This is a genomic window from Methylocella sp. CPCC 101449 (genome assembly GCF_031921685.1).
Lineage (GTDB): Bacteria > Pseudomonadota > Alphaproteobacteria > Rhizobiales > Beijerinckiaceae > Terripilifer.
This window is the reverse complement of sequence record NZ_JAPDHU010000002.1, coordinates 397,087-423,880: the sequence shown is the minus strand read 5'-3', so window position 1 is coordinate 423,880 and position 26,794 is coordinate 397,087. Positions and strand designations below refer to the sequence as shown.

At 61.9% G+C, this 26,794-nt stretch carries 23 protein-coding genes and 1 pseudogene; 12 read left to right on the top strand and 12 right to left on the bottom strand.

The features are described 5' to 3' along the window. Positions 1-544 precede the first annotated feature (544 nt). The gene (locus OIM99_RS12630) at positions 545-1,153 is read left to right on the top strand and encodes a superoxide dismutase (RefSeq protein WP_311850766.1); all 609 of its coding nucleotides are present in this window, start codon (positions 545-547) and stop codon (positions 1,151-1,153) included. 53 nt (positions 1,154-1,206) lie between these two features. Here the strand turns inward: OIM99_RS12630 and OIM99_RS12625 are convergent, their stop codons facing one another. Further along, complete coding sequence (locus OIM99_RS12625) at positions 1,207-1,893, bottom strand: SDR family NAD(P)-dependent oxidoreductase (protein ID WP_311850765.1); 687 nt, start codon at positions 1,891-1,893, stop codon at positions 1,207-1,209. A gap of 122 nt (positions 1,894-2,015) precedes the next feature. Here OIM99_RS12625 and OIM99_RS12620 point away from each other — a divergent pair, with 122 nt between their 5' ends. Next, complete coding sequence (locus tag OIM99_RS12620; RefSeq protein ID WP_311850764.1) at positions 2,016-2,978, top strand: cupin domain-containing protein; 963 nt, start codon at positions 2,016-2,018, stop codon at positions 2,976-2,978. On the opposite strand, the gene OIM99_RS12615 is transcribed toward OIM99_RS12620, so the two are convergent. Continuing rightward, entirely contained in the window at positions 2,975-3,733 is a 759-nt protein-coding gene (locus OIM99_RS12615) for a glutathione S-transferase family protein (RefSeq protein WP_311850763.1), read from the bottom strand. The genes OIM99_RS12620 and OIM99_RS12615 overlap by 4 nt on opposite strands. A gap of 54 nt (positions 3,734-3,787) precedes the next feature. Beyond that, positions 3,788-4,840 (bottom strand): LLM class flavin-dependent oxidoreductase, encoded by a 1,053-nt coding sequence (locus tag OIM99_RS12610; protein ID WP_311850762.1) that lies wholly within the window; start codon positions 4,838-4,840, stop codon positions 3,788-3,790. 271 nt (positions 4,841-5,111) lie between these two features. Here OIM99_RS12610 and ligA point away from each other — a divergent pair, with 271 nt between their 5' ends. From ligA to OIM99_RS12595, 3 genes and pseudogenes are all read left to right on the top strand, one after another. Further along, complete coding sequence (ligA, locus tag OIM99_RS12605) at positions 5,112-5,534, top strand: protocatechuate 4,5-dioxygenase subunit alpha (RefSeq protein WP_311850761.1); 423 nt, start codon at positions 5,112-5,114, stop codon at positions 5,532-5,534. Continuing rightward, positions 5,527-6,360: pseudogene (locus tag OIM99_RS12600) on the top strand (class III extradiol dioxygenase subunit beta); the annotation flags it as partial. The gene ligA and the pseudogene OIM99_RS12600, both read left to right, overlap by 8 nt. 347 nt (positions 6,361-6,707) lie before the next feature. Next, positions 6,708-7,676, top strand: a complete 969-nt coding sequence (locus OIM99_RS12595) for a tripartite tricarboxylate transporter substrate binding protein (RefSeq protein ID WP_311850759.1) — start codon at positions 6,708-6,710, stop codon at positions 7,674-7,676. 62 nt (positions 7,677-7,738) lie between these two features. On the opposite strand, the gene OIM99_RS12590 is transcribed toward OIM99_RS12595, so the two are convergent. Beyond that, on the bottom strand, positions 7,739-9,868 hold the full coding sequence (locus tag OIM99_RS12590) for an acetate--CoA ligase family protein (protein ID WP_311850758.1): 2,130 nt from the start codon (positions 9,866-9,868) through the stop codon (positions 7,739-7,741). Between the two features lie 247 nt (positions 9,869-10,115). On the opposite strand from OIM99_RS12590, the gene OIM99_RS12585 reads away from it, so the two are divergent. Genes OIM99_RS12585 through OIM99_RS12575 form a run of 3 tightly spaced genes read left to right on the top strand, consistent with a single transcriptional unit; the run spans position 10,116 to position 12,583 of the window. After that, positions 10,116-10,916: a crotonase/enoyl-CoA hydratase family protein gene (locus OIM99_RS12585; protein ID WP_311850757.1), complete on the top strand. Its 801-nt coding sequence runs from the start codon at positions 10,116-10,118 to the stop codon at positions 10,914-10,916. A 59-nt stretch (positions 10,917-10,975) separates the two neighbouring features. Further along, positions 10,976-12,148 (top strand): thiolase family protein, encoded by a 1,173-nt coding sequence (locus OIM99_RS12580; protein ID WP_311850756.1) that lies wholly within the window; start codon positions 10,976-10,978, stop codon positions 12,146-12,148. Positions 12,149-12,157: 9 nt separating this feature from the next. Next, on the top strand, positions 12,158-12,583 hold the full coding sequence (locus tag OIM99_RS12575) for a Zn-ribbon domain-containing OB-fold protein (protein ID WP_311850755.1): 426 nt from the start codon (positions 12,158-12,160) through the stop codon (positions 12,581-12,583). 168 nt (positions 12,584-12,751) lie between these two features. On the opposite strand, the gene OIM99_RS12570 is transcribed toward OIM99_RS12575, so the two are convergent. Genes OIM99_RS12570 through OIM99_RS12560 form a run of 3 tightly spaced genes read right to left on the bottom strand, consistent with a single transcriptional unit; the run spans position 12,752 to position 15,899 of the window. Beyond that, entirely contained in the window at positions 12,752-13,564 is an 813-nt protein-coding gene (locus OIM99_RS12570) for a hypothetical protein (protein WP_311850754.1), read from the bottom strand. Positions 13,565-13,581: 17 nt separating this feature from the next. Continuing rightward, positions 13,582-14,709 carry an acyl-CoA dehydrogenase family protein gene (locus OIM99_RS12565; RefSeq protein WP_311850753.1) on the bottom strand — a complete coding sequence of 376 codons (1,128 nt, stop codon included), beginning with the start codon at positions 14,707-14,709 and terminating at the stop codon, positions 13,582-13,584. Between the two features lie 5 nt (positions 14,710-14,714). Beyond that, positions 14,715-15,899 (bottom strand): acyl-CoA dehydrogenase family protein, encoded by a 1,185-nt coding sequence (locus OIM99_RS12560; protein ID WP_311850752.1) that lies wholly within the window; start codon positions 15,897-15,899, stop codon positions 14,715-14,717. 240 nt (positions 15,900-16,139) lie between these two features. Here OIM99_RS12560 and OIM99_RS12555 point away from each other — a divergent pair, with 240 nt between their 5' ends. Beyond that, a complete protein-coding gene (locus OIM99_RS12555; protein WP_311850751.1) occupies positions 16,140-17,165 on the top strand; it encodes a tripartite tricarboxylate transporter substrate-binding protein in 1,026 nt (341 codons plus the stop codon). A 39-nt stretch (positions 17,166-17,204) separates the two neighbouring features. On the opposite strand, the gene glpX is transcribed toward OIM99_RS12555, so the two are convergent. The 4 genes from glpX to OIM99_RS12535 all read right to left on the bottom strand — a co-directional run bounded on the left by glpX (position 17,205) and on the right by OIM99_RS12535 (position 21,572). Next, positions 17,205-18,200 (bottom strand): class II fructose-bisphosphatase, encoded by a 996-nt coding sequence (glpX, locus tag OIM99_RS12550; protein WP_311850750.1) that lies wholly within the window; start codon positions 18,198-18,200, stop codon positions 17,205-17,207. Between the two features lie 30 nt (positions 18,201-18,230). Beyond that, entirely contained in the window at positions 18,231-19,541 is a 1,311-nt protein-coding gene (locus OIM99_RS12545; protein WP_311850749.1) for a homoserine dehydrogenase, read from the bottom strand. Positions 19,542-19,802: 261 nt separating this feature from the next. Further along, the gene (locus tag OIM99_RS12540) at positions 19,803-21,023 is read right to left on the bottom strand and encodes an LL-diaminopimelate aminotransferase (RefSeq protein ID WP_311850748.1); all 1,221 of its coding nucleotides are present in this window, start codon (positions 21,021-21,023) and stop codon (positions 19,803-19,805) included. A 63-nt stretch (positions 21,024-21,086) separates the two neighbouring features. Then, positions 21,087-21,572 carry a hypothetical protein gene (locus OIM99_RS12535; protein ID WP_311850747.1) on the bottom strand — a complete coding sequence of 162 codons (486 nt, stop codon included), beginning with the start codon at positions 21,570-21,572 and terminating at the stop codon, positions 21,087-21,089. A 121-nt stretch (positions 21,573-21,693) separates the two neighbouring features. Between OIM99_RS12535 and OIM99_RS12530 the strand changes: the two genes are divergently transcribed. Next, positions 21,694-23,703, top strand: a complete 2,010-nt coding sequence (locus OIM99_RS12530; protein ID WP_409371512.1) for a PHA/PHB synthase family protein — start codon at positions 21,694-21,696, stop codon at positions 23,701-23,703. Between the two features lie 92 nt (positions 23,704-23,795). After that, complete coding sequence (locus tag OIM99_RS12525; protein ID WP_311850745.1) at positions 23,796-24,341, top strand: sugar O-acetyltransferase; 546 nt, start codon at positions 23,796-23,798, stop codon at positions 24,339-24,341. 57 nt (positions 24,342-24,398) lie between these two features. On the opposite strand, the gene OIM99_RS12520 is transcribed toward OIM99_RS12525, so the two are convergent. Beyond that, positions 24,399-25,673, bottom strand: a complete 1,275-nt coding sequence (locus OIM99_RS12520; RefSeq protein ID WP_311850744.1) for an outer membrane protein transport protein — start codon at positions 25,671-25,673, stop codon at positions 24,399-24,401. A 262-nt stretch (positions 25,674-25,935) separates the two neighbouring features. On the opposite strand from OIM99_RS12520, the gene OIM99_RS12515 reads away from it, so the two are divergent. Further along, a complete protein-coding gene (locus tag OIM99_RS12515) occupies positions 25,936-26,784 on the top strand; it encodes a fumarylacetoacetate hydrolase family protein (RefSeq protein ID WP_311850743.1) in 849 nt (282 codons plus the stop codon). Positions 26,785-26,794 lie beyond the last annotated feature (10 nt).

The following is a 26,794-nucleotide window of genomic DNA, read 5'->3' as shown; positions in this document are numbered from 1 at the left end:
TCTGTCGACGATATTTCCATTCATCGCTTTGAGTGATCCACTTACGCCGAAACACGCTCGCGTTCGAGCCGGAAGAACTGGACCGAGCGTGTGGCACCACGGTCAACATGCGCCGCGCTCAGGCATCGGCTTGTGCGTGGGCGCACATCGGAAGGCGGTGGGAATAGGACACGATGCGCCGAACGGTCCCTATCGGCCCGCGCGGCCCCCGCAAGACCAACTCCGGCCGATTCTCGGCCGCGCCGATCGACAAAGCGGAACATTTCCGAACAGGGTGCGTTTCACGTCATGATGTCGTGAAACCGTCGCAGCCATTTGACAGGGCCTATCATGCCGATAGGCGTTGTCGATGGCGACCAGACCCCCAGGCGTTTGGTCCAGGTGTTTGCGCCCATCATCGGCGGGGGCCTTCGCGCGTTCCTTGACGGGAACCTGCTTCCTTTCTAACTAGTAGGCCTCGCCCAACCGCCTCGGCACTTCGCCAAGACCTGTCGCAATCGCCTGAACTGGCAGGAAAATCGGTTTAAAGCTGGAGAAAACGACAATGGCATTCGAACTTCCCTCCCTGCCCTATTCCCAAAACGCCCTGGCTGATAAGGGCATGTGCCAGGAGACCCTCGAACTCCACCACGGCAAGCACCATCAGGCTTACGTGACCGCGCTCAACGGCTTCGTCGAAAAGAACGACGCGCTGAAGGGCAAATCCCTCGAAGAGATCGTCAAATTGTCCTTCGGCAAGGACGACATGGCTCCGGTGTTCAACAATGCCGGCCAGCATTGGAATCACATTCTGTTCTGGAAGGCGCTGTCGCCGAAGGGCGGCGCCATCCCGGGCGCTCTGGAAGCGAAGATCAAGGAAGACCTCGGCGGCGTCGACGCGTTCAAGGAAGCCTTCAAGGCGGCGGCCATCAGCCAGTTCGGCTCGGGCTGGGCCTGGCTCATCGTCGGCAAGGACGGCAAGCTGAAGGTCACCAAGACCCCGAACGGCTCGAACCCGCTCGCCACCGGCGAAGGCAAGGCCATTCTCGGCCTCGACGTGTGGGAACACAGCTACTATCTCGACTTCCGCAACCGTCGTCCCGACTATGTGACGAACTTCCTCGACAAGCTCGCCAACTACGAGTTCGCCGAAGCGGAACTGAAGTCCGCCTAATTCGCATTACGCGAAAAGATTTCGAACCCCGGACGAAAGTCCGGGGTTTTTCTTTATGTGAGGCCGCGCACCGGAATGGCCGCGCCGTGCAGAGCCCGCGCCCGATCGGAGACGAGGAAGGCGCAGACATCTGCGACATCCTCCAGCGGCACCATCGAGGCCTGCCCCATGGTGGCGCGGTTCTGCGGTGTCGCCATGGCCGAAGGCATGATGCAATTGACGTTGATGCCTTGCTGCCGCACCTCGTCCGACATGGCTTCGGTCAAACGCGCCACGGCGCTCTTGGCCGCCACATAAGCACCCATGCGGGCGACGCCGTGGCCGGCAGCGAGCGCTGATACGAAAACGATCTTGCCCCGCCCGGCTGCGATCATCGGCGGCGTCATCGCATGGGCCGTCGCCAGCACCGATTTGACGTTCATGCCCATCATCTTGTCGAGGTCGGCATCGCTCGTCTCGTAAACCGCGGGCCCCATGGCAAAGCCGCCGACCGTATGCACCAAAGCATCGATGCGGCCGAACCGCTGCAAAACCGTCGCGGCGACCTGCGCCATCGATGCCGCATCCGTCGCATCGCCTTGAATGTAGGAATAGGACGTTTCGGAGACGGGCTTGGCGGGCGCAGCCGATCCGCCAACGCCGATGATCTCGAAACCGTCCTCGATCAACCGCAACGACACGGCGCGGCCGAGATTGCCGGTGGCGCCCGTGACGATGGCGACGGGTTTTGTCTCAGACATGCGAAAACTCCTGATCAGGAATAGCAATTGATGTGTTGCCATGGACCCTGGCTGCGCCCACAATCGCGCGGATTGGCGGATTGATAAAGCCTGTTGGCCGTATTCATTCCTGGGAGGGGATCATGCCGCTCGACGCTTTGGACAAAGTGCAAACACTCGACGATCTGACGAGCGCCGCCGCCGAACGCAATCTGACGCCCGGCTGGATCAAACGATCGACCCCTCTTCTATGGCGCGAACCGAGGTCGGTTTTCGTCCCGCATCAGTGGACCTGGCACGAAGCCAAGGCCGGGCTCGACAGCGCCGCGCGGCTGATCGGCACGGATCTGGCCGAGCGCCGCAATCTGGTGATGCGCAATCCGGTCGATGGCAATGATTTCGCCACGTTGCGCACTTTGGTCTGTGCCTATCAGACGATCCTGCCCGGCGAAGTCGCCAGTTCACATCGGCATGCGCCGCATGCCTTTCGCGTTATTCTCGACTCGCACGGTGCCTGGTCGATCGTCGATGGCGAGAAACATCCGATGGAAACCGGCGACGTGGTGCTGACACCGGGTTGGAGCTGGCACGGCCATGGCCACGACGGCACGGCGCAGGCCTATTGGTTCGACGGGCTCGACGTGCCCCTCACCCATCTGCTCGAACCGATGTTCTTCGAGGAACATCCCGCCGGCCTTGAGCCTGTGAAGGCGGTGACGCCGGATTCACCGTTTCGTTTCACCTGGGCGGCGACGCAAAAAGCGCTCGATGCAGCGCGGCCGGACAACGAAGGCCATTTCGGCCACCGCATCGTGCTCGACACGCAGACGATGCCGACCATCACCATTCACATGCAGCGCTGGGACAGCGGCTTCCGCAGCAAGCCCTATCGCTCCACGGCCAATCAGATCTTCATCGTTCTGCAAGGCACAGGCACATCGAAAGTCGGTGACAAGACGTTCAACTGGAGCTTTGGCGATACGATCGCCGCGCCCTGCTGGTCGGCGATCGAGCATCAGGTGAGCGAGGACGCGGTGCTCGTCAGCATGAGCGACGAAGCGCTGCAACGCTTCGGCCGCATGTGGCGTTTCGAGGCGCTCGATTAGAGGTTCGGCAATTCCTTCGCTCTTGGGTCGTCGGTAAACTGAAACGCTTTCTTGAAGGCGGCCCTGCTGCTCAGGCGGCGATACCAATCGAGGAGATGGGTATAGGAGCCTTCCGGAAGGAAATCGGGGCGCAGATTGCGAATGCGGTCGATGAAGGGGATCATCGCGATATCGGCCAGCGAATAGGTCTCGCCGGCCAGCCATGGCGCCGTCGCCAAAGTGGCTTCGGCGCGATCGAGGCAGGCCTTCATCTTGTCATAGGCCTCTTCCAGTTCCCGCTCGGAATAACCACCCTCCGCCATGCGCGCCCAGCGTTCGCGGCGCTCGGCCGATGGCACCCGCGATAGCGTGTCGTTGCGCGCGTCCTCAGACAGCCCTTCGGCCGCCCGATGACGCAGCTTGTGCCACGTCGGTGCATAGACGGCTTTGTAGGCAACCTCGTCGGAATATTTCGTCCACAGCCGCATGGCCGCCCGGCCATAGGAATCTTTCGGCTTGAGCGGCACGTCCGGAAATTCGTCGTCCAAATATTCGATGATGATGCTGGATTCGATGACGGGCCGGCCATGATGTACCAGCGTCGGCACAACGCCATTGGGGTTCAGCTTGAGGTAATCCGGCTGGTGTTGTTCGAACTTCTGCAGGTCGAGCAAGTGGCTTTTGAAAGCAATGCCTTTTTCATACAGACAGAGGCGCACCTTCTTCGAACATGTCGAAGCCAGACCATGGTAGAGATCGATGGCTACTTCCGTCATTTATGCCTCGCCTGTCGCGTGTTGACATATGTGAAAGCTTGGCGCGTGATCGCCTCACTTGACGTGCGGCATCACTTCCTTGCTGAACAGACGTGCCGAGGTGATGGCCTGCTCATAAGGCAGGTTGTGGAAATTCACCTGCAATGAAGCGCTTTCGAAGCCGCCAACGTCGGCGTTGTACTGAGCGACCGTCTCGCGCAGCGTCTTGGGATCGCCGACCCAGATGGCGCTCTTTTCCACCTGCGTCTCGAAGGTTTCGGCGCGCAGGCTGGCGATGATCTTGCCGTAGTTGGGATAGTCCTTGGAATCGAGTTCGCCGTCCCATTCGCTGGCGGAGTCGACCACCGCCTTGAGATATTTGTTGATCGGATCGCGGGCGATCTCATAAGCCGCCTGCTTCGATTCATGACAGTACATGTGGAAGGCCAGCATCACCCGGCCGATGCCGGGGTGGCCCGCGGCTTTCCAGGCTTCGCGATAGCGCGCCAACAGCGGCCGCAAGGTCTCGCCGACCAGCGGGATCGCCATGATGCTGTAGCCCATGCGGCCGGCAAATTCGAAACTCTCGGGCGTCGCCAGCGCGGCAATCCAGAACGGCGGGCGTGGTGTCTGGGTCGGACGCGGCAGCGAGGAGACGCGATCAAGCTTGTGAAACTTGCCGTCGTGGCTGACCGTCTCCTGCTCGAGCAGCAAGCGAATCTGTTCGATGCCTTCATCGAAGCGGCCACGGCTTTCGTTGACCGAGATACCGAAGCGGGCGAATTCGTGCGGCAGAAAAGCGCGGGCAAAACCGACATCGAGCCGTCCACCGGAGATGGCGTCGAGCATGCCGATCTCGCCGGCGAGCTTCATCGGATTGTTGAACACCGGCAGTACGGCGCCGGTCATCAGCCGCGCCTTTTTCGTGCGCATCGCCGCCGCCGCCAGGAAGACGATCGGGTTGGGGCTATAGCCGCCATAGGGGCGGAAGTAGTGTTCGACGATGCGTACCGACTTGAAATTCAGCGCATCCGCCTCGTCGACGATGCGCAGGCTTTCGGCGAAATAGTCGCCGGCACTTTTTTCATCCGGCCCGACGCTGGGAAAAAATTGCAATCCGAATTCCATGGCGCGCCCTCCCCGGGGTTTCCTCCAAAACCGTTTATTCATCCGTGTACGGATGATTTAGTTTCGTCCCTGCCCATCGGTTTGTCAAGACGCGAGTTCCCCAACAGCCGTTGCCCCAATCGGCAAAGCCGATCGCGGTGGTTTTGATGTGGGTCAAGACGGTCATAAAATTAGTGTGTCTAGGTCGGAATCTGCTATCTGCGTCAGCAGACATTCCAGTCCGCTCGCCAGCATCGACGTTCCAGGCGAGGGACATCAGGGGAGAGCTGTCATGAAGGGTGCGGCGAAAGCCAAAAGGAAAGAAAAGGAATATTCCGATATTCCTGGCACGATCGTGTTCGATGCCGACCAGTCCCGCATGGGCTACAGCATCAACATGTTCTGCATGTCGCTGTTGAAGGCGGAAAACCGCGAAGCGTTCAAGGCCGACGAAAATAAATATCTCGACGGTTTCAAGCTCACCGCCGATCAGCGCGACGCCATCCTCAATCGCCAGTGGAACCGCATGCTGGAACTTGGCGGCAACATTTACTTCACTTCCAAACTGGGCGCGACCGACGGCCTGTCCTTCCAGCAGGTGGCGGCGAAGATGACCGGCTCCACCCAGCAGGAATATGCCGACATGATGCTCGCCGGCGGCCGTCCGGTGAAAGGCAATCGCAGGAAATCGGAGTGGGAAAAGAAAAATGGCTAAGATTGTAGCAGGCGTCTGCACGTCGCACGTGCCGGCCATCGGCGCGGCACTCGATCTCGGCAAGACCGAGGAACCCTATTGGAAGCGCGTCTTCTCCGGCTACGAGCGCTCGAAGCGCTGGATCGAAGAGATCAAGCCGGATGTCTGCATCGTCGTATTCAACGACCATGCGACGGCGTTCTCGGTCGACGTGGTGCCGACCTTCGCACTCGGCTGCGCCGAGGAATTCATTCCCGCCGATGAAGGCTGGGGCCCGCGCCCGGTGCCCGTCGTCAAGGGTCATCCGGAACTCGCCGCCCATATCGCCCAATCGGTTATCCTCGACGAATTCGATCTCACCGTCGTCAACAAGATGGACGTCGACCACGGTCTGACCGTGCCGCTGAGCCTGATGTTCGGCCAGCCGGAAGAATGGCCGTGCAAGATCATCCCGCTGGCGGTGAACGTCGTGCTGTTCCCGCCGCCGACAGGCAATCGCTGCTTCCACCTCGGCGAAGCGATCCGCAAGGCCGTGGAATCCTTCCCCGAGGATCTCAAGGTCGTGGTGTTCGGCACCGGCGGCATGTCGCATCAGATTTCCGGCCCGCGCGCCGGCCTGATCAACAGCAAGTTCGACAAGAACTTCATGGACAACTTCTCCGCTCATCCGGAAAAGCTGACGGCGCTGCGCCACGTCGAATATATGCGCGAGGCCGGTGCCGAAGGCATCGAAATGGTGATGTGGCTCGTCGCCCGCGGCGCGCTCAACAAGAACGTCGAGGAAGTCTACCGGTTCTACACGGTGCCGGCTTCCAACACCGCCGTCGGCCATCTCATCCTGGAAAACCGGCCCGAGAAGCGCGCGACGAAGGCCAAATCCGCCAAGGCCAAGTCTGCCAAAACCAAGTCTGCCAAAACCAAGTCTTCGGCTCGCGCGAAACCGGCCAAGGCCAGCCGCACCAAGAAGGTGCTGGCGGTGCGCGGCAAGGCCGCTCCCGTCAAGGCGAAGAAGGCTGCCAAAAAGGGCGCCGTGAAGAAGGCCGCCAAGAAGGCTGCGAAGAAAGCGGCCAAGAAGGCCCGTCGCTAAACCCTGGCTTTCGATGAAACATGATGCGCCGGCCGCCCCTCGCGGCCGGCGCATTGCTTTGGCGGCCCTGAGACGACATGCTGTCCCTACGACCGGGAGGGGACGTCATGAAGCAGTGGATTGCCGGCATCGCCGTGGCCATCGGCACCGTGGTTTCGACCATCGGCTCCGGGCAGGCGCAGGATTTTCCGACCCGCGAGATCCGGGTCGTCTGCGGTTTTCCGGCTGGCGGCGGCGCCGACATCATGTGCCGCTATTTCGCCAAGCAGTTGCAGACCATCTCCGGCAAGACGTTCATCGTCGAAAATCAACCCGGCGCCGCCGGTAATCTGGCACATGGCTATGTGGCGCGGCAGCGGCCCGATGGCTATGTGATCTATCCCGTCGGCGGCAGCACCTTGGCCGCGAGCCTTTCCCTGTTCAAGAAGCCGCAAGCCGATCCGCTGAAGGATTTCGACTATCTCGGCTCGCTGTTCAAACAGGCCTGGTTCATCACCGTCGATGCCAAGAGCCCGTACAAGACGCTGCCGGAGCTGACCACCGCCCTCAAGCAGAGGGGCAGCAAGGCCTCGTTCGCCACATCGACCACCATCGGCAATGTGATGGGCGAAATGTACAAGCAGATCGCCGGCCTCGATGCGGTGCAGGTGCAATACAAAACCATGGGCGACAGCCTGAACGACCTGCTCGGCGGCAATATCGATTACATGGTCGCCGATGCGCCCTATCTGATCGGCCAGATGAAGGCCGGTCGACTGCGGCCGCTGGCCATCGGCAGCGGCGAGCGCATGAAGTCCGTCCCCGACGTGCCGACGATGACGGAAGGTGGCGTGCCGGGCATCGATCTGTTGACTTGGTGGGTCGTGGCGGTGCCGGCCGGGACGCCGCAGCCGGTCAAAGACAAGCTATCGGGCTGGATCAATGAAATGGTGCGGTTGAAGGAGACGGAAGAATTCTTCGCGGCGACCGGTTCCGACACCTTCGTCCTGACGCCGAAGGAAATCGACACCTATCTGCGTGCCGAGATCAAGAACTGGGCCGACTATATCCAGCGCGCCCGCATCGACCCCATGTAGAAGCGAGCCGATGTGAAAAGGGAGCGCCACACGGGCGCTCCCTCCATGTCTTAGTCCCTTGCCTAGTCCTTGGTGACGATCAGCGCGTCGAGGGCGGTGACGCCCTGCCCGCGCGGATGCGCGAACACCGGATTGATGTCGATTTCCATGATCTCCGGCACGGTGAGCATCAGATTGCCGACCTTGACCGCGACTTCCGCCACGGCTTCGACATCGACTGCCGGCGAGCCACGGAAGCCGTCGAGCAGCTTGGCCGTCTTGAGCTTGTAGAGCTCCTTGACGATCGCTTCCTTGGAGAGATCGGGCGGCAGCAGGCGCACGTCGCCGATGGCTTCGATCAGAACGCCACCGATGCCGACGACAACCACCGGACCCCAGACCGGATCGCGGCGCGAGCCGACGATGAACTCGAGACCCTTCGACGACATTTTCTCGACCAGCACACCGTCGAGCTTCAAGCCCGGCTGATAGCGCTCGACGTTCTCGTGCAGAGTCGTCCAGGCTTTGCGCACGGCGGCTTCGTCGGCGAGATTGAGGAGCACGCCGCCGGCTTCCGTCTTATGCGCCAGCTTGGCGGCCTGCGCCTTCATCACCACCGGATAGCCGATCTTGCCGGCGATCTGCACCGCCTGATCGGCGGAGCGTGCCAGGTCACCCTCGGGGATGCGGATACCCGCGGCCTTCAGTGCCAGCTTGCCGACCCATTCCGCCTGGGTGCCTTTACCGAAGGACGGCAGGCCCGAGATCGGCTTGGCTTCGACGGTCATCTTGGCGCGCTCGACCGCGCGGCCGTGGAAGGTCACCTGCGCCATGGCGCGCATGGAGCGCTCCGCCGAACGGGAGATGATGATCTTCTTCTCTTTGGCCTTGTCGATGAACTCCTGCGGCAGCGGCGAACGCTCGCCGAGAATTGAGAACACCACCGGCTTTTTGCTGCTGTCGATCGCCTTGGTGATGCCGTCGAGATATTTCATCGCCAGCACCGGCGGGCCGATCGGAATCGAAATCACCATGCTGCCCATGGCCGGATCGTCGAGCAGCGCCTGCGCGCCCTGCCCGACCAGTTCCGGCTGCCACACGGGCTGGGTCGTCAGATCGAGCGGATTGCGCGGCGTGGCGAAGGACGGCATGACCTTGCGCAGTTCGGCTTCTTGCGCCGCCGACAGCGGCGGAATGTCGAGATCGAGCTTGTCCAGGAAGTCGTGCGCGAGGGCGCAGAACGCGCCGGAGAAGGTCAGGAAGCCCGGACCATTGACCGGCGACTTGGGATAACGCGTAGCAATCTCGGCGCTGTCGATCAGTTCGTCGATCGTATCGACGAACATGATGCCGGCATGGGTGACGAGCGTGCGCATGACCGCATGGTTGCCCGCCAAGGCGCCGGTGTGGGAATTGACGGCATCGCGGCCCTTGTCGCTTGAGCCCGGATGCACCATCAGCACCGGCTTGCCGGCCGCCATGGCGCGGCGTGCCGCCGCCAGGAAGGCTTCTGGCTGACGCACTTCCTCCACATAGATGATGATGGAAGCGGTGGTTTCGTCCTCGACGAAGAAGTCGACGAAATCCGCGAGGCCCACGCCCGCCTCGTTGCCCGACGACAGATTGTAGCTGACCGGAATGTCACGCTGATCCAGGCCCTGGCGGATGTGCGCCATCAAGCCACCGCTCTGCGAAATCACGGCCGCGGCTGAGCGCGGCTTGGCCTCGATCTTCTGAACGGTGGTCGCCGACACGAAGAAGGCGTTGAAGCCGGTGATGAAGTTGGAATAGCCGAGGCAGTTGGGGCCGAGCAGAGCGACATTGCCGTCGCGGGCGATCTTGGCCAGTTCGTCCTGCTTGGCGCGCTCGCCCACTTCGGCGAAGCCGGAGGCAAAAATCACCGTCGCCTTGACCTTGCGGCGAACGCAGCCCTCCATGGCCTCCTTCACGCCGGCCGCCGGCAAGGTGAAGATCGCCAGATCGACGCCCTCGGGCAGTTGGTCGATTTCGGTGAAGACTTTCCGGCCTTCAACCTCGCCGCCGCTGCGGCCGACAAGATAGATATCCCCGGCAAAATTATTGGTCGTCAGATTCGTGAGGGCATTCATGCCCGCCGAGCCCGGTTTTGACGAAAAGCCGATGACCGCCACCGATTTCGGCCGCATGTAGTATTCCATGACGGCGGCGCCACGTGTTGCTGTCCCGTTACCCAAAGCCGTTTCTCCCATCTGAGGTCTGCTGCCGGTTGATCGCAGCCAGAAGCTTGAAGTTGTTGGCGAAACTCACGCTTCAAAGAGCGGAAGGACCGCCCGTTAGCGGCCGATTCCTCGCCCTTGCAGCCTGAAATTCGTCGAAACCGGCTTCCATTTGCCGGGCCTCGACGCGCAAGTCAACTATATCAGCCTCCTTGCGATTGTCTCCAACTTGCGCAATTGTGCCGCCCACGGCCAAGGAGGAAATATGACCGACCAACTCGTCACCTATGAACTCGAAGACGACATTGCCCTGATTGGTTTGAACCGCCCGGATAAGCGCAATGCGATCAACGACGAGACAAACCGCCAACTGCGCGCTGCCCTGACCCAGGCGAATGAAGAGGCCAAGGCTGGCGTCATTTTCGGTCATGGCGACAATTTTTCCGCCGGTCTCGATCTGGCCGAAGCCCTGGAATGGATCAATGCCCCGCCGCAGGCGCGCCGCCGTCGTCGCGGCCACTGGCACCCCACCCTCGATCTCATGGCACGCGGCGGCGTGCCCTTCGTGGCCGCGCTCAAGGGCGCCTGCATTGGCGGTGGCCTGGAAGTGGCGTCGGCCGCGCATATCCGCGTTGCCGACGAGACAACCTTTTTCGCTCTGCCGGAAGGCCAGCGCGGCATTTTCGTCGGCGGCGGCGGTTCGGTGCGCATCCAGCGCCTGATGGGCTATGCCCGCATGGCCGACCTGATGCTGACCGGGCGCGTGTTGACCGCCGAAGAAGGCGAGAAATACAATCTCTGCCAGTATGTCACGCCGAAGGGTGAATCGCTCGAACGCGCCAAGTCGCTCGCCAAGCGCATCGCCAAGAACGCGCCGCTGACCAACTGGGCGATCTGCGCCTGCCTGCCGCGCGTCAACGACGCGTCGCATGAAGACGGCCTGTTCATGGAAACCCTCATCAGCCAGGCCGTGAGCAGCAACCGCAGCGAGGAAGGCCTGAAGGCTTTCGTCGAAAAGCGCGCTGCGCGCCTTGTCGAACCGGGCAAATCCGGCGATCAGAGCTGACGTCAATCGGCGGCGGACCAAAAGGTCCGCCGCAAGAAAATTCATGAGGGAGTGAACCCATGGGAATGCAGGACACTGCGATCGTCGGCTTTGCCGAAACCAAGATCGTCGAACAGTCCGATCGCGACGTCTGGGAATTGGGCGCCGAGATTCTCGAAGACCTACTCAACCGCACCGGCTTTGAAAAACAGGAAATCGACGGCCTGATCCTGTCGTCGTCGATGACCGGCGCCGGCAATTGCTTCTGGTCGCAGACGACAGCTGACCATCTCGCCTTGGAAGTCGACTTCTGCCAGACCGTCGACATCGGCGGCTGTTCGCCGACGGGCGCACTGGCCCGCGCAGCCATCGCCATCGATGCGGGCCTGTGCACCACGGTGCTGTGCCTCTTTGCCGATACGCAGAAGGCGGAGAGCAATCAGCGTCCGCGCAGCTTCCAGCAGGAATGGCAGGTGCCGCAGGGGCTGCTCGGCCCGCCGACCTCGTTCGGCTTCATCAGCAGCCGCTACGATCACCAGTTCGGCCTGGATCTGCGGGCGCTCGGCAAGCTTGCCGTGGCGCAACGCGACAGTGCCGTGCTGAACGATCTCGCCTGCGAGAAGCTGCGCAAGCCGATCACCGTCGATGACTACATCAACTCGCGGTTGATCGCCGATCCGGTGCGCCTGCTCGACAGCGTCATGGTGTGCGACGGCGCCAGCGGCCTGCTCATCACCAGCAAGAAGAACGCGGCGCGCAAGGGCCTGACCAAGATCGTCACGCCGATCGGCTATGGCGAGCGCACCACCTATCGCGCCAGCGAGAGCATGGTCGATGTCACCGATACCGGCCATCGTGTCGCCGGCGCAAAAGCATTCAAACAAGCGGGTCTCGCGCCCAAGGATATCGCCTCGATCCACCCCTATGACGATTTCATCATCGCCATCATGTTGCAGTTCGAAATGCTTGGCTTCTGCAAGCAGGGTGAAGGCGCGGCTTTCATTCGCGAGCATGAATTCAATCATCTCGGCGATCTGCCGCTGAACACGGGCGGCGGCCAGATTTCGGCCGGCCAGTGCGGCCTTGCCGGCGGCGGCACCAATCTGGTCGAAGCTGTGCGCCAGCTTTTCGGCGAAGGCGACAAACGCCAGGTGAAGAATACGAAGAACGCCCTCGTCACCGGGATCGGCGGCATTCCCTACGCCCGCAACTGGAACTCCAGCGTCGTCATGATCTTGACGCCCAACGGTTGAGGAAAGCTCATGAACACGATCAACGACACACTCAACATCGTGCGCGATCCGCCCAAGTGGCGTTCGTTCTCAAAGCCGTTCTGGGATGCGACGCGCGAGAAGAAGCTCATCATCCAATACGACAAGGAAGTGGGCAAATATCAGTTCTTCCCGCGCCCGACATCGATCTACACGGGCAAGAAGAGCAATCTCGAATGGCACGAGGTCAAAGGCCATGGCGAGGTCTATTCGTTCACGATCGCGCGGCGCGCCCGCCCGCCCTTCCAAGGCCATGAGCCGTTCTTCATCGCCGTGGTGAAATTGCCCGAGAACGTCAATGTGATGGGCAATATGGTCAATTGCTCGCTCGAGCAGATGAAGATCGGCCTGAAGGTGAAGCCCTATTGGGCACCGCTTTCCAACGGCACGCATCTTCTGATGTTCGAGCCGGAGTAAAGGATTAACACTCCGCCTCGGTGTCATCCCGGACGCGCTGCAAGCGCGATCCGGGACCCAGGGGCGAGTGGTAGAATTTCTGTAATCGGCATACTTGCCTTTTTGCTCCTGGATCCCGGATCGACTGCTACGCAATCGTCCGGGATGACACCAAGAGCGAGTATTCTCCTAAAACGTGAAGCGCGCTTTGATCTGCGGTTCCAGCAGCCATTGCGAGAAACGCGCCCGGCTCAGGCTGCTCTTGGAAAACTGGTAGCTCAGCTCGCTGCCGATATTGAACCCTTTCGTCACCTCGTAATCGAAGCCGCCGCCAAGAGCGAAGATCGTATCGACGCGATGCAAGGGATAGGACGTATAGACACGCACTTCGGCGCGCGGGCCGAAACTCACACTCAGCTGGTCCGTGAGATTATATCCGAACGCGCCTTCCAGCGAATATTTCAAGCGGTTGAGCAAACGGTCGTTCGCTTGCTGGAAGGCCACGCTGGCGATCGGTGTGAAATTCCAGCCGCTTTCGCCGAGCGCGAATTCCCGCGACAGGCCCGTTGAAACGACCAGCGCCGCATAGTCCTTCGGTCCATAGAAATTGACGAAGGTCTGCTTCACGTCGATCTGATTGCGCCAGTTGAACTCGCCGATGCGGAGCGAGGCCCGCACGGCCGCCGACGCATTGGTGCCACGCACCACCATCGGCGGTTCGAGGCCCGCATGTTTATGGCGCACCATGAAGTCGAGCGAAAAATCGGAATTGACGCGATAGCGCACGCCGGCCCGCACGGAGGGTGAGAAGATGAAACGCGGCGTACGGCCAAGGCCGGGATTCAGCGTTTCATCGTAATTGTCGTCGTAGTCGCTATCCGAACCGCCATCGCTATCCTGCGCCAAGGCCGCGCCCGCCCCAAAGGCCGATAGCGCGGAGATCAGGTAGATGGCCCCTCGCCGAAGTGGGGAAGCGGATTGCTTGCTCGTGAGCACCACCATCCGCTTCGTCTCTCCGTCTAAATGGCGAACCGCTCCAGGTGATAATCCCTATCGCCCATCATCTTTTCAAGAGCGGTGAGGCGACGGAAGAAGTGACCGGCAACATATTCCATCGTCATGGCGATGCCGCCATGTAATTGGATCGCACCGCGACCGACCACTTGGCCGCAGGCATCGATCTGCGCCTTGGCGGCGGAGATGGCCTGAGCGCGGGCGGCGGGATCCTTGGCGTCGGCCTGTTCGATGGCCAGGAACAGCATGGAACGGGCCTGCTGTTCGGCCATCACCATGTCGGCCATGCGATGTTGCAGCACCTGGAACTTGCCGATCGGCCGACCGAACTGCGTACGCGTCTTCAGGTAGTCCAGCGTCAAGGCATTCAGCGCGCCCATGGCGCCCAATGCTTCGCAGCCGACGGCTGCGGCGCCCCGATCGATGGCGGCTTCGAGCGGAAGCAAACCATCGCCTTCGGCGCCGACAAGGGCACTCGCCTCGACCTTCACGCCGTCGAAGGTCACTTCCGCGGCGCGACGATCGTCAAGATTGGGAAAGGCGCGCATGCTGACGCCTTCCGCCTTCGGATCGACGAGAAAGAGCGAAATGCCACTCGCATCGTCGACCTCGCCGGAGGTGCGGGCGCTGACGATCAGTCTGTCCGCCGTGTCGGCGCCGAGAACGACCGCCTTGTGACCGTCGATCACATAACCGGCGCCATCCTTGCGCGCCTTGGTCGCCACGTGGTTCAGCGCGTAGCGGGAGTGCGCCTCGGTATAGGCCAATGCCAACAGCATATCGCCGGAGGCGACTTTCGGCAGAATGTCGTGTTTTTGCGCTTCCCAGCCGGCCGCCGCGATCAGTCCGGCGCCGAGAACCACCGTCGATAGATAAGGCTCGACCACCAAGCCCTTGCCGAAGCTTTCGAGTACCACGGCCACATCGGCGAAAGTGCCGCCGCTGCCGCCCTGCTCTTCCGGAATCTCGATGCCCAGCAGGCCGAGGTCAGCGAGTTCTTTCCACAATTTGCGTGAGAAGCCGTCGTCGGAAGCAACGATCTTCTTACGCTCTTCAAAATCATAGCGGTCGCGCACGAGCCGGTCGGCCGTATCGCGCAGCATCGCCTGCGTGTCGGTTGCAACGAAGTCCATGTCGCTCAAAGCCCCAATGATTTTGCGATGATGTTGCGCTGGATTTCGTTCGATCCGCCATAGATCGTCACGACGCGCGTCGAAAGATAGGTCGGCCCCAAAGCCGCCGCTTCATCCGGGCCGATATAGTCCATATTGCCCAGGCCGACGCCGCGGTTCGGATCGAACGGCAGCGCGTAAGGACCGACCGCGTCGATCAACAACTCGGTCAGGGTCTGCTGGATTTCGGATCCCTTGATCTTGAGCAGATTGGCCTCGACACCGGGCGCGCCATCTTGCGCCAGAACGCGCAAAGCCGTGATTTCCAGCGCCAGCAGCTCCATTTCCAGCTCCGCCACCTTGGTGCGGAAGGCCGGCTTGTCGAGCAGCGACGTGCCACCCGTGCCTTGATCGGCGGCCAGCGTCTTCAACATGCGCAATTCGCGCTTCGACTGGCCGATACGGGCAATGCTGGTACGTTCATGGCCGAGCAGCAGCTTGGCATAGGTCCAGCCCTTGTTGACCTCACCGATGAGGCTTGTGGCCGGCACGCGCACATTGTCGAAGAAGGTCTCGTTGACCGAATGGCCGCCGTCCATGGTGATGATCGGCCGCACGGTGATGCCGGGCAGCGACATCGGGAAGACCATCATGCTGATGCCCTCCTGCTGCTTGGCATCCGGATCGGTCCGCACGAGGCAGAACATCATGTTGGCGAACTGGGCATAGCTGGTCCAGGTCTTCTGGCCGTTGATGACCCATTCGTCGCCGTCCCGCACGGCGCGGGTTTTCAACGAGGCGAGGTCGGAGCCAGCGCCTGGCTCGGAAAAGCCCTGGCAGAACCAGTATTCGAGGGTGCGGATGCGCGGCAGGATTTCCTTCTTCTGCGCGTCGGAACCGACGTGGAAGAGAACCGGCGCGATCATGCTCTCGCCGAAGGGCACTGCCGGCGGCGCGCCCTCTTCCGACATCACATTATCGAAGACATGGCGCTGCAACGGGGTGAAACCCGGGCCACCATATTGCTTCGGCCAGCCGGGACAGGCCCAGCCGCGCTCGCACAGTTTGCGCTGCCAATAGATTTGAGCGTCCGGAGACATTTTAGCGTGGCGGGTCACCTTGTCCTTGATCGCCGCCGGCAATTCGGCGCGGGCGAACTCCCGTACCTCCTCCGCGAATTTCTGCGCTTCGTCCGGATATTTCAGGTCCATCCTCGTCCCCGTTCCCGTGAATGTTTTTCAGACAGACGCTGCCGAAATTTTGCCCTCAATGCAAGCCTCCCTGACATAGGTTTGGGCGCCTTTTTGTACGCCCGGCCTGCATGGCTGATAGACGTCAGCAACAAGAAGCCTGTCGAACGCCGACCAACTTGCGCCCTGCCTAACTCTGTAGCACCTTCGCCGCACAATGACCGACCGATCCCACGGCTCGGCAGAGGAAGGAAACGCACAATGCGCATGGCCGCCATCGGCTTGATCGTCTTCGCTTGCACAACCGGCATCGCGCAGGCGCAATCGCCGGAAGAATTTTACCGCAACAAAACCATCGACTTCATCGTTCCGACATCGCCAGGCGGCGACTATGATCTGCGTTCGCGGCTGGTGGCCCGTCACTATCCCCGCCTGATGCCGGGCAATCCGCAGGTCGTCGTGCGTAACATGCCGGGCGGCCTTGGCGTGGCGGCGGCCAATTGGGTGGCGAAAGTGGCGCCGCGCGACGGCACCGTCCTGCACATGATCTTCCAGAACATGCCGACCCTGCAGGCCATCGGCGCCAAGGAAATTCAATTCGACGTGCGCCAGTTCGGCTGGATCGGCAATACGACCAATACGCCCAATGTCATCAACTCCTGGCACACGACCGGCATCACCAAAATCGAAGATGTTTACAACAAGGAGTTGGTGGTCGGCGCGCCGGGTGCCGCTTCCAGCTCCTACGTCTATCCTGCTGCCATGAACGCGCTGCTCGGCACGAAGTTCCGTATCGTCACCGGCTATCCCGGCGGCAACGACGTGAACCTCGCCATGGAGAAAGGTGAAGTGGGCGGGCGCGGCTCCAATTCCTGGGCGTCCTGGAAAAGCGGCCATCCGCATTGGCTGGCGGAAAAGAAAATCAACATCCTCGTTCAGATCGGCCTCGAACGCGCGCCCGACCTGCCCAATGTGCCGCTGATCTGGGAACTGGCGAAGAACGACGAGGATCGCGCGGTACTGAAATTCATCTCGTCGGACATCGGCATGTCGCGTTCGATCATCACCACGCCCGGCGTCTCGGCCGATCGGCTGGCGGCGCTGCGTGCAACCTTCGACACAATGATGAAGGATCAGGAATTCCTTGCCGAGGCCGCCAAGACGAAGATGGACATCAGCCCCTCTTCAGCGGCGCAGACGCAAGCGGCGGCGGAATCCATGCTCAACGCCTCGCCGCAGGTGATCGCCCGCGCCAAGGTTCTGATCGAAGGCCCGGCGACGAGGTAAAGGCCGCTGCGCGGCTGTCGGTGATGATACTGGAACCGCTCAGTCGCGCGCGAACTTGTCCATCGAGCGATGTTCGGAGGTGATCTTGCGTACCGTGCCGGTGACGGAGCGGTAGATCACGGTTTCGGTCTCGACGATATCGCCGGACCATTTGACGCCGCGCAGCAGCGCGCCATCGGTGACACCGGTGGCGCAGACGATGACATTGCCCGCCGCCAGTTCCGTCATGTCGTATTTTTTCTTGGGGTCCTTGACGCCCATCTTGAAGGCGCGCTGACGCTTCTCTTCATTGTCGATGACGAGGCGTCCCTGCATCTGACCACCGACGCAGCGCAAGGCGCCCGCCGCCAGCACGCCTTCCGGCGCCCCACCCGTGCCCATATACATGTCGACGCCGGTGCTTTCCGTCTGAGCGGTGAAGATCACGCCGGCCACGTCACCATCGGTGATCATGCGAATGCTAGTCCCGGCCTTGCGGCAGCCAGCGATGAGCTTTGCATGGCGCGGGCGATCGAGAATGAGCACGGTGATGTCGCCTGGCTTCACGCCCTTGGCTTTGGCCAGTGCCAACACGTTTTCTTCCGGCGTCCTGTCGAGATCGACGACGCCCGCAGGATAACCCGGGCCGATGGCGATCTTGTCCATATAGACGTCGGGCGCGTTGAGCAGCGAGCCCGCATTGGCGATGGCCATGACGGCGATCGAGCCCGGCATATCCTTGGCGCAGAGCGTCGTGCCCTCTAGCGGATCGACGGCGATGTCCACGGCCGGTCCCGTGCCGGTGCCGACCTTCTCGCCGATGAACAACATCGGCGCTTCGTCGCGTTCGCCCTCGCCAATCACGATGGTACCATTGATCGGCAGGCGATTGAGTTCGCGGCGCATGGCATCGACCGCCGCCTGGTCCGCCGCCTTTTCATCACCGCGCCCGCGCCATTCGGCGGCGGCGACGGCGGCGCGTTCGGTCACGCGGACGAACTCGAACGCCAGCATGCGATCGATGATGTCCTGTTCCTTGATAACAAGCTCAACCATCGCATGCTCCTTGCCGGTTCGGGCAGCGAGCTATTTGCGCTCGATCCGAATGACCTGCGGACGGCCGACAATGTAGCCGTCGCTCAAGGCCGCGTCCAAGGCGGCCCGGATGTTCGCCTCGCTCGTCGCATAGGTGAGCAACACCACGGTGACCGGATCGCCGCTCGCCGCGCCATGAGCGCCGCCGCGCGATTTCTGCATGATGCTTTCCAGCGAAATCTTGCGCTCGGCCATGCGCGTGGCAATGGCGGCTGCGGCACCTGTGAGATCGGCGACCGACAGGCGGATGTAATAGCCGCCTTCGTGGCGCTGCATCTCGCGCCGCGGCGCCTTCTGCAATTGCGCCACCGGCAGACCGAAAGGCGCCGAGCGAATGCCCCGCGCGACGTCGGCGATGTCGGCGACGACAGCCGAAGCGGTGGCATCGCCACCAGCGCCCGGGCCGACGAGCGTCAGTTCCTTCACCGCGTCCGCATCGATCGTCACCGCATTGGTGACGCCCATCACCTGGGCGATCGACGAGGTCTTCGGCACCATGGTCGGATGGACGCGCTGCTCGATACCCTCAGCGGTGCGCTGCGCCACGCCCAAAAGCTTGATGCGGTAGCCGAGATCGTCGGCGGCGTTGAGGTCTTCGAGCGTGATCTGCTCGATGCCTTCCACGTGGATCGCCTCCGAATCGACGGCAACGCCGAAGGCGAGCGAGGTGAGAATGGCGAGCTTATGCGCCGTATCGAAACCGCCGATGTCAAAGGTCGGATCGGCTTCGGCATAGCCGAGGCGCTGCGCATCCTTCAGGCAGGCGTCGAAGGAGAGCTTTTCCAGCTCCATACGCGACAGGATGTAATTGCAGGTGCCGTTGAGAATGCCATAGACGCGGCTGATCTCATTGCCGGCCAGGCCCTCGCGCAACGTCTTGACGATCGGAATGCCGCCGGCGACGGAGGCTTCGAAGGCGAGCGCCACTTTCTTGGCTTCGGCCAATTGCGCCAGTTCCATGCCGTGCTTGGCGAGCAAGGCCTTGTTGGCGGTGACCACCGGCTTGCCAGAATCGAGCGCCGCCGTGACGGCCTGGCGCGCCGGGCCTTCATCGCCGCCGATCAGTTCGACGAACAGATCGATCTCAGACGAGGTGGCGAGCGCCACCGGATCGTCGAACCATTTGGCACCATTGAGATGAATGCCGCGGTCGCGCGACTTGTTGCGGGCGGAGACCGCCACCGGCGTGATCGTGCGCCCCGTGCTGGCGGCAAGGGAATTGGCCTGCCGTTCCAACAATCGGACGACGGAGGCGCCCACAGTGCCGAGGCCGGCAATGCCAACACGCAAGGGAGTGCTCATGAAATGATCCAGACAAACGGTGGACGAAACGGCCGAAAGTGGCGGAACAGCCACGCGGCGTTGCGCTTGTGCCCCATTTCCCCCCGCCGATCAAGGAAACCGGGGCAGGCTCGCTCGGGACCGGAGCCGCCCCCGATCTCGTGCCTCTAGCCCCCTGATATCCAGACTGTTTCGGCGCGGAGCCTTGGAAAGAAAAAAGCGCGGGCGTCGGCGAGACGCCCGCGCTTGAACCCTGGCTCAAGCCCTGCTGGGCTGGAGCGATCAGGCCGGTTTGCGCAGCGGCACGACGTTGTGCAGCGTCTGGTCGGCATTGTCGAAGAAACGGCGGATGCCGCGCGCCGCCTGACGGATGCGCTGTTCGTTCTCGACCACGGCGAGGCGCAGATATTGATCGCCGTGTTCGCCAAAGCCGATGCCCGGCGCCACGGCGACATCCGCCTTCTCGATCAGCAGTTTCGAGAATTCGAGCGAACCCAGATGCGCAAAGCGCTCGGGGATCGGCACCCAGGCGAACATGGAAGCGGTCGGCGGTTCGAAATGCCAGCCGGCTTGACCGAAGCTTTCCACCATCACGTCGCGCCGGCGCTTGTAGGTCTGGCGCATCTCCTCGATGCAGTCGTCCGGGCCGTTGAGCGCCGCGGCCGCCGCCACCTGGATCGGCGTATAGGCGCCGTAATCGAGGTAGGACTTCACGCGTCCCAGCGCCGCCAGCAGACGTTCGTTGCCAACGGCGAAGCCCATGCGCCAGCCGGCCATGGAATAGGTTTTCGACATCGAGGTGAACTCGACCGTCACGTCATTGGCGCCCGGCACCTGCAAGACGGACGGCGGCGGGTTGCCGTCGAAATACACCTCGGCATAGGCGAGATCGGAGAGAATGTAGATCTCGTGCTTCTTCGCGAAAGCGACGAGGTCCTTGTAGAAATCGAGGCTCGCGACCATGGCCGTCGGATTGGACGGATAGCAGACGACCACGGCGATCGGCTTGGGGGTCGAATGCTGGATCGCCTTTTCGAGCGCCACGAAATAGTCCGGCGTCGGTTCGGCGGGAACCGAGCGGACGACGCCGCCGGCGATGAGAAAGCCGAAGGCGTGGATCGGATAGGACGGGTTCGGGCACAGAACCACGTCGCCCGGCGCGGTGATCGCCTGGGCCATGTTGGCGAAGCCTTCCTTCGAGCCCAAGGTGGCGATGACCTGGGTGTCGGGGTTCAGCTTCACGCCGAAACGGCGCTCGTAATAACCGGCCTGGGCCCGGCGCAAGCCGGGGATGCCCTTGGATGCGGAATACCGGTCGGTGCGGGGCTTGCCCGCGGTTTCGACCAGTTTTTCGATAACATGTTTGGGCGCCGGCAGGTCCGGGTTACCCATGCCGAGGTCGATGATATCGGCGCCGGCGGCCCGGGCCTGTGCCTTCAGGCGATTCACCTGTTCGAAGACATAGGGCGGCAGCCGGCGTACGCGATAAAAATCCTCAGACATCAGAGTATTCCCGATTGGTGTGAATCCGGAGATGAGCAAATCATCGCCAGACCGTCTTAATTATCACTTTCTGGTAGGCGTGCCGAGACCCGTCTCGCAGGTCAGCACGCAAGGCATAGGCTTGGGCTTGACCCGTTTGATCGGCGGGGCCGAGGCCGTCCCGATCTTGCCCTTATAGCCCTTGCGGCCGGCGATCTGGTCGTGCCGGCGGGCGACGGCATCGAGCTCAGCCTCCTTGGCCTTGATCTGGTCCTCGGTAAGCACCGTCCGTTGCGGCTGGTTCGGCGGCGGCCCGATGGGCACGAATTCCTGCTCGCGGCCGGTGCGGCGGCGCTGCATCCACTCCGGCGCTTCCAGCGGCGTGGTGGTCAGACGAGGGCCTTCCATCAACGTGTCAAAAAAGCTGTTGTTTTTTTGCTGGCGGGCGGGCGCCTGTTGGCCCGTAGATTGCTGCGCGTAAGCGCCGACGCTCGCGGCGGCCAAAAGTAGCAGCGCCAAAAGGATCGAATGTGGTCGACGGTGGTTGTTCATGTCGCGAAGCTGTAGCACTTTGTCTGTCCATTGGAGCGTCGATGCGCATTCAACCCTATTGAGAATTGACTAAAGCATTCATTATTTCCGTATTGTGTTGCAATGACGGCTCATACCGTCATCTTTTCCGGTCATGGACATGACGACGCGTTCTAAAAGTAGAAAATCAGGGAAGAAAGAGAGCGAATCCACCCTTCTGCTGGTGGAGCCGGAAGCGGCAAGCCTGCCCCCTGCCGCGGTCCCCAGCCCAGCCCCGACCGTCCCGCAAGTGAAGCCTGAGCCTCCTAAAGTCAAGCCTGAGGCAAAGCAAGACAGCCCGCAGGCTTCCTCGAAATCTGATTCAAGGAACGACGCCAAGGCCAACAATCCGCAGGATTTTCCGGTGCCAGATTTCGAGGCCCTGTCGCTCAATCTGGCGCGTGCCACCGAGCAGACCGGCAAGGCCCTCGCTGCCTGGCTCAAACCGTTCGAACAGGGCGAGACCGCGCCGGACACGTCCGGACAGGTGGCCGATGCCGTGCGCACCTTCGGCGCTGTCGCCGATTATTGGCTGGCCGACCCGCAGCGGGCGATGGAAGCCCAGCAGAAACTGACCGGCTCCCTGTTCGAATTGTGGGGCGCGACCTGGAAGCGCATGTCCGGCGAAGACACCGCCCCCGTGGCCGTGCCGGAGCCGGGCGACAAGCGTTTCGCCGACCCGTCCTGGCAGGCCATGCCGGCGTTCGATTTCCTGCGGCAGGCCTATCTAATCTCGACACGCTGGGCGAACGAGATGATCGACCAGGCCGACACGATCGACCCGGCGACCAAGGACAAGGCCACCTTCTATTTGAGGCAGATCACCGGCGCCCTGTCGCCGTCGAACTTCCTGGCCACCAATCCGGAGCTGATGCGCAAGACGCTGACCGAGAACGGCGCCAATCTCGTGCGCGGCCTACAGATGTTCGCCGAGGATATCGAGGCCGGCAAAGGCAATCTGCGCATCCGTCAGGCCGACGCCTCGAAATTCCTGCTCGGCCGCGACATGGCGACGACGCCAGGCAAGGTGGTCTTTCAGAACGATCTCATCGAGCTGATCCAATACGCCCCGACAACACCGACCGTCTACAAGCGGCCGCTGCTGATCGTGCCGCCCTGGATCAACAAATTCTATGTGCTCGACCTCAACCCCGAGAAGAGCTTCGTGCGCTTTTGCGTCGAGCAGGGTTTGACGGTGTTCGTCATCTCCTGGGTCAATCCGGACGAGCGGCACGCAAGCAAGGGCTTCTCCGCCTATATCCACGAGGGCATATTCGCCGCGCTCGATGCGGTCGAGAAAGCCACCGGCGAACGGCATGTAACGACGATCGGCTATTGCGTCGGCGGAACGTTGCTCGCCATCGCTCTCGCATTGATGGCGCAACTGCGCGACGACCGCATCGACAGCGCCACGTTCTTCACCACGCAAGTGGACTTCACCGATGCGGGCGATCTGAAATGGTTCGCCGGCGCCGAGAATATCGCCGCCATCGAGAAGAAGATGATGGAGCGCGGCTATCTCGACAGCGCGCAGATGGCGACCGCCTTCAACATGCTGCGGCCGAACGAATTGATCTGGCAGTATGTGGTCAACAACTACATCAAGGGCGTCGATCCGGCGGCTTTCGATTTGCTCGCCTGGAATTCCGATTCAACCCGCATGCCGGCGGCCAATCACTCGTACTATCTGCGCAACTGCTATCTCGAAAACAATCTGACGCGCGGTTTGCTGGAACTCGATGGCCGTCATCTCAGCCTCAAGGACGTGACGATCCCCGTCTACAATCTGGCGGCGAAGGAAGATCATATCGCGCCGGCGCGATCGGTGTTCAACGGCGCCAAATTCTTCGGCGGACCGATGCGCTATGTGATGGCCGGCTCCGGCCACATCGCCGGCGTGGTCAATCCGCCCAACAAGCCGAAATACCAATTCTGGACCGGCGGCCCGGTGCAAGGCGCCTTCGAAGACTGGGTCACCAAAGCCACCGAAACGGCAGGTTCCTGGTGGCTCGACTGGGTCAATTGGATCACGACGCAGGCGCCTGAAAAGGTCGAAGCGCGCGAACCGGGCACAGGGGCCCTGCCCGCGCTGCGCGAGGCGCCGGGCGACTATGTGCGCGTGAAATCCTAATAAGTTCCGCTTCGGCCGCAGCGCGATCCAGCGTCTTTATTTTGACGCGTGCGTATGGCGTTTGACGACGTCAAACTGGAAACCGCAATCGCATGAACGAGAAAGACAAAATGCTGGCGGGCGCGCTTTATGATGCGTCCGCTCCGGAGATTCAAGCCGATCAACTAGCGGCGCATGCGTGGCTCGCCCGTTACAATGCAACCACGGCACTCACTTCGGCCGAACGCCTGCCGCTGCTGCGCGAGCGCTTCGCCTCAGTCGGCGAGCGCGTCGACATCAGGCCGCCTTTTCATTGCGACTACGGATATAACATCAGCGTCGCCGATGGCGTCTTCATCAACTTCAACTGCATCATCCTCGACGTCGTCGCGGTGACCATTGGCGAAGCAACGCAGATCGGTCCATCGGTGCAGATCCTCACCGCCGATCATCCGCGCGACCCCATTCCCCGCAAGCAGGGGCTCGAATTCGGACGTCCCGTCCATATCGGCGCCAATGCCTGGATCGGCGGCGGCGCGATCATCGTGCCCGGTGTCACCATCGGTGATGACGCCATCATTGGTGCGGGCAGCGTTGTTACCCGCGATGTTCCCGCAGGCGCCACGGTCATGGGCAATCCAGCACGGATCAAGGCCTGACAAAACAAAAGAGCCGGGCAATGCCCGGCTCTTCCGTTCGTCAGCCAAGTTATGAAATCAGTATTTCGCGACGACGGCCGCAGCCGGCGTATCCCAGCGGTACTTCACACCCACCGAGAGAATGTCGACATGGGCGCGGGTGTTCGCGGTGAACAGCAGCGGCGCGATGAAGCTCGGGTTGCCCGGTCCAAGGAAGATGTTGTCGGGCGTGCCAAAGATGTGGGTGTAGCCGACATCGAAGCTCAGACGCTCGCTGTACTTATAGCTGAAGCCCAGCGAAGCCCAGATACGGTTGGTGTCCGGCAAACGCACCGAGCGGACGGCCGTCGTGACCGGCGACCATTCGTAGGCAACGCCGCCGCGGAAGGTCCACTGCGGGCTGTAGCGATATTCGACACCGCCCGAAAGGAACCAACCATCGCGCCACATGTAGTTCTGCTTGGCGGCCGGGATGATGGCGCCGTTGAGGGCGAACACATCAGACGTCTTCAAACGCGACCAATTGGTCCATTCGAGGCCGAGGTTGGCCGTCCACGGACCGTAGTCCTGCGAGACACCCAAGGTAACGATTTCAGGCAGGGTGACCTTGGTGCGGATCGGGATCACAGCCGGGCCACCCGCCTGCAAACCGCCTTCCAGCGCATGCGAAATCGCCGAGCGATAGCCGAGACCGATGCGGGTGCCCTGCCACGGCGTCAGCATGATACCGGCAGTGACACCGGCGCCGATGTTATTGCCAGCGAGAATGTTCGAGCCGCCCGGACCGAAGGCCGTGGTGGAGCCGCGCAGACGCACTTCAAAATATTGGATCTGCGGACCGACGGCGATCGCCAGCCAGTCATTGACCTTCCAGCCGACGACCGGGTTGACGTTGAAGCTGAAGACCTTCGACGTGGTGCCGTAAGCCTGGGCGCCCCAGATTTCCGAGGAACGGGTCGAGAGACCGAACGGCGCGCCCGTGCTCAAGCCGAGATACCAGCGATCATTGATCTGGTAGTTGGTGTAGCCCGACGCCAGGAAGGCGGCCTCGCCCACCTGCGAGCCGACCAGCGGCGTGACGTTCGGCAGGGTCGGGTTGATCGAAGCGTAAGGCAGGATGCCCGTCGCCACCCACTCGCTGTTCCAGCCGGGCGTCTGCGTCACGGCAGCCGGGTTCCAGAACATCGACGACAGGCCCCCCGCGCCCGCGCCAACGCCCGCAAAGGACATGCCCTGCCCGGCTGCGCTCTGCTCGCGCAGGGCGAAACCGCCGGCCTGCGCGGCCGAGGCGGCACCCAAAAGCGCGGTTGCAGCAACCGTGATCTGTAGGGCTTTCCGGTAACTCTTGATCATCAACGTCCCTCCAAGGCCCGCAGCCCCCGCTGCTCAACCTGTCCGTCACACATAAGGCAGTAATCACAATTATGTCGTATTTTGCCGGCGGCTCAATGCGATCGGCGCCAGAATGGGCAAACCGCCGCTTAGAATGGCGCTAATTCGATCCGCAGTTGCTTTTCGGCAACATTTCCGTATCCCAAAAGCAGGCGTTCACGCCGCTTATGGCCATGATCATGGCTGAGGAAACCGCCCCGACGAATCACCGCAAGGAGAGGCTATGAAACTCGTTCGCTACGGCCAGCCCGGCCAGGAGAAGCCCGGTCTGATCGATGCCGCCGGCAAAATTCGCGACATCAGCAGCATTGTCCCCGATCTGATCGGCGACCACCTGGCGCCAAGTTCCATCGCCAAGATCGCCGCCGCCAATGTCGATCAGCTGCCGCTCGTTTCAGGCAATCCGCGCCTGGGCCCCTGCGTCGGCAAGCCCGGCAATTTCGTCGCCATCGGCCTCAACTATTCTGACCATGCGGCCGAAGCCGGCGCAAAAGTTCCCCCTGAGCCAGTGCTGTTCAACAAGGCGCCGAACTGCATCGTCGGCGCCAACGACGACATCATGTTCCCGCGCGACAGCGTGAAGCTCGACTGGGAAGCGGAGATCGCCTTCGTCATCGGCAAGACCGCTTCCTATGTCAGCGAGGCCGACGCCGGCAAACATATCGCCGGCTATTTCATCTGCAACGACGTGTCGGAACGCGAATTCCAGATCGAGCGTGCGGGCCAGTGGACCAAGGGCAAAAGCGCGCCGACCTTCGGCCCGATCGGCCCCTGGCTGGTGACGCGGGACGAGATCAAGGACGTCGGCAATCTGGCGATCTGGCTCGACGTCAACGGCCAGCGGCAGCAATCGGGCAACACCAAGAATCTCGTCTTCAACGTCAACTCGATCGTCAGTTGGGTCAGCCGTTACATGACGCTCGATCCCGGCGACATAATCACCACCGGCACGCCGGCCGGCGTGGCGCTCGGCCGCAAGCCGCCGAACTGGCTGAAGGCCGGCGACGTGGTCACGCTCGGCATCGACGGCCTGGGTGAGCAGAAGAGCAAAGTGGTGGCATTCAAGGGCTGACCCACTGCCC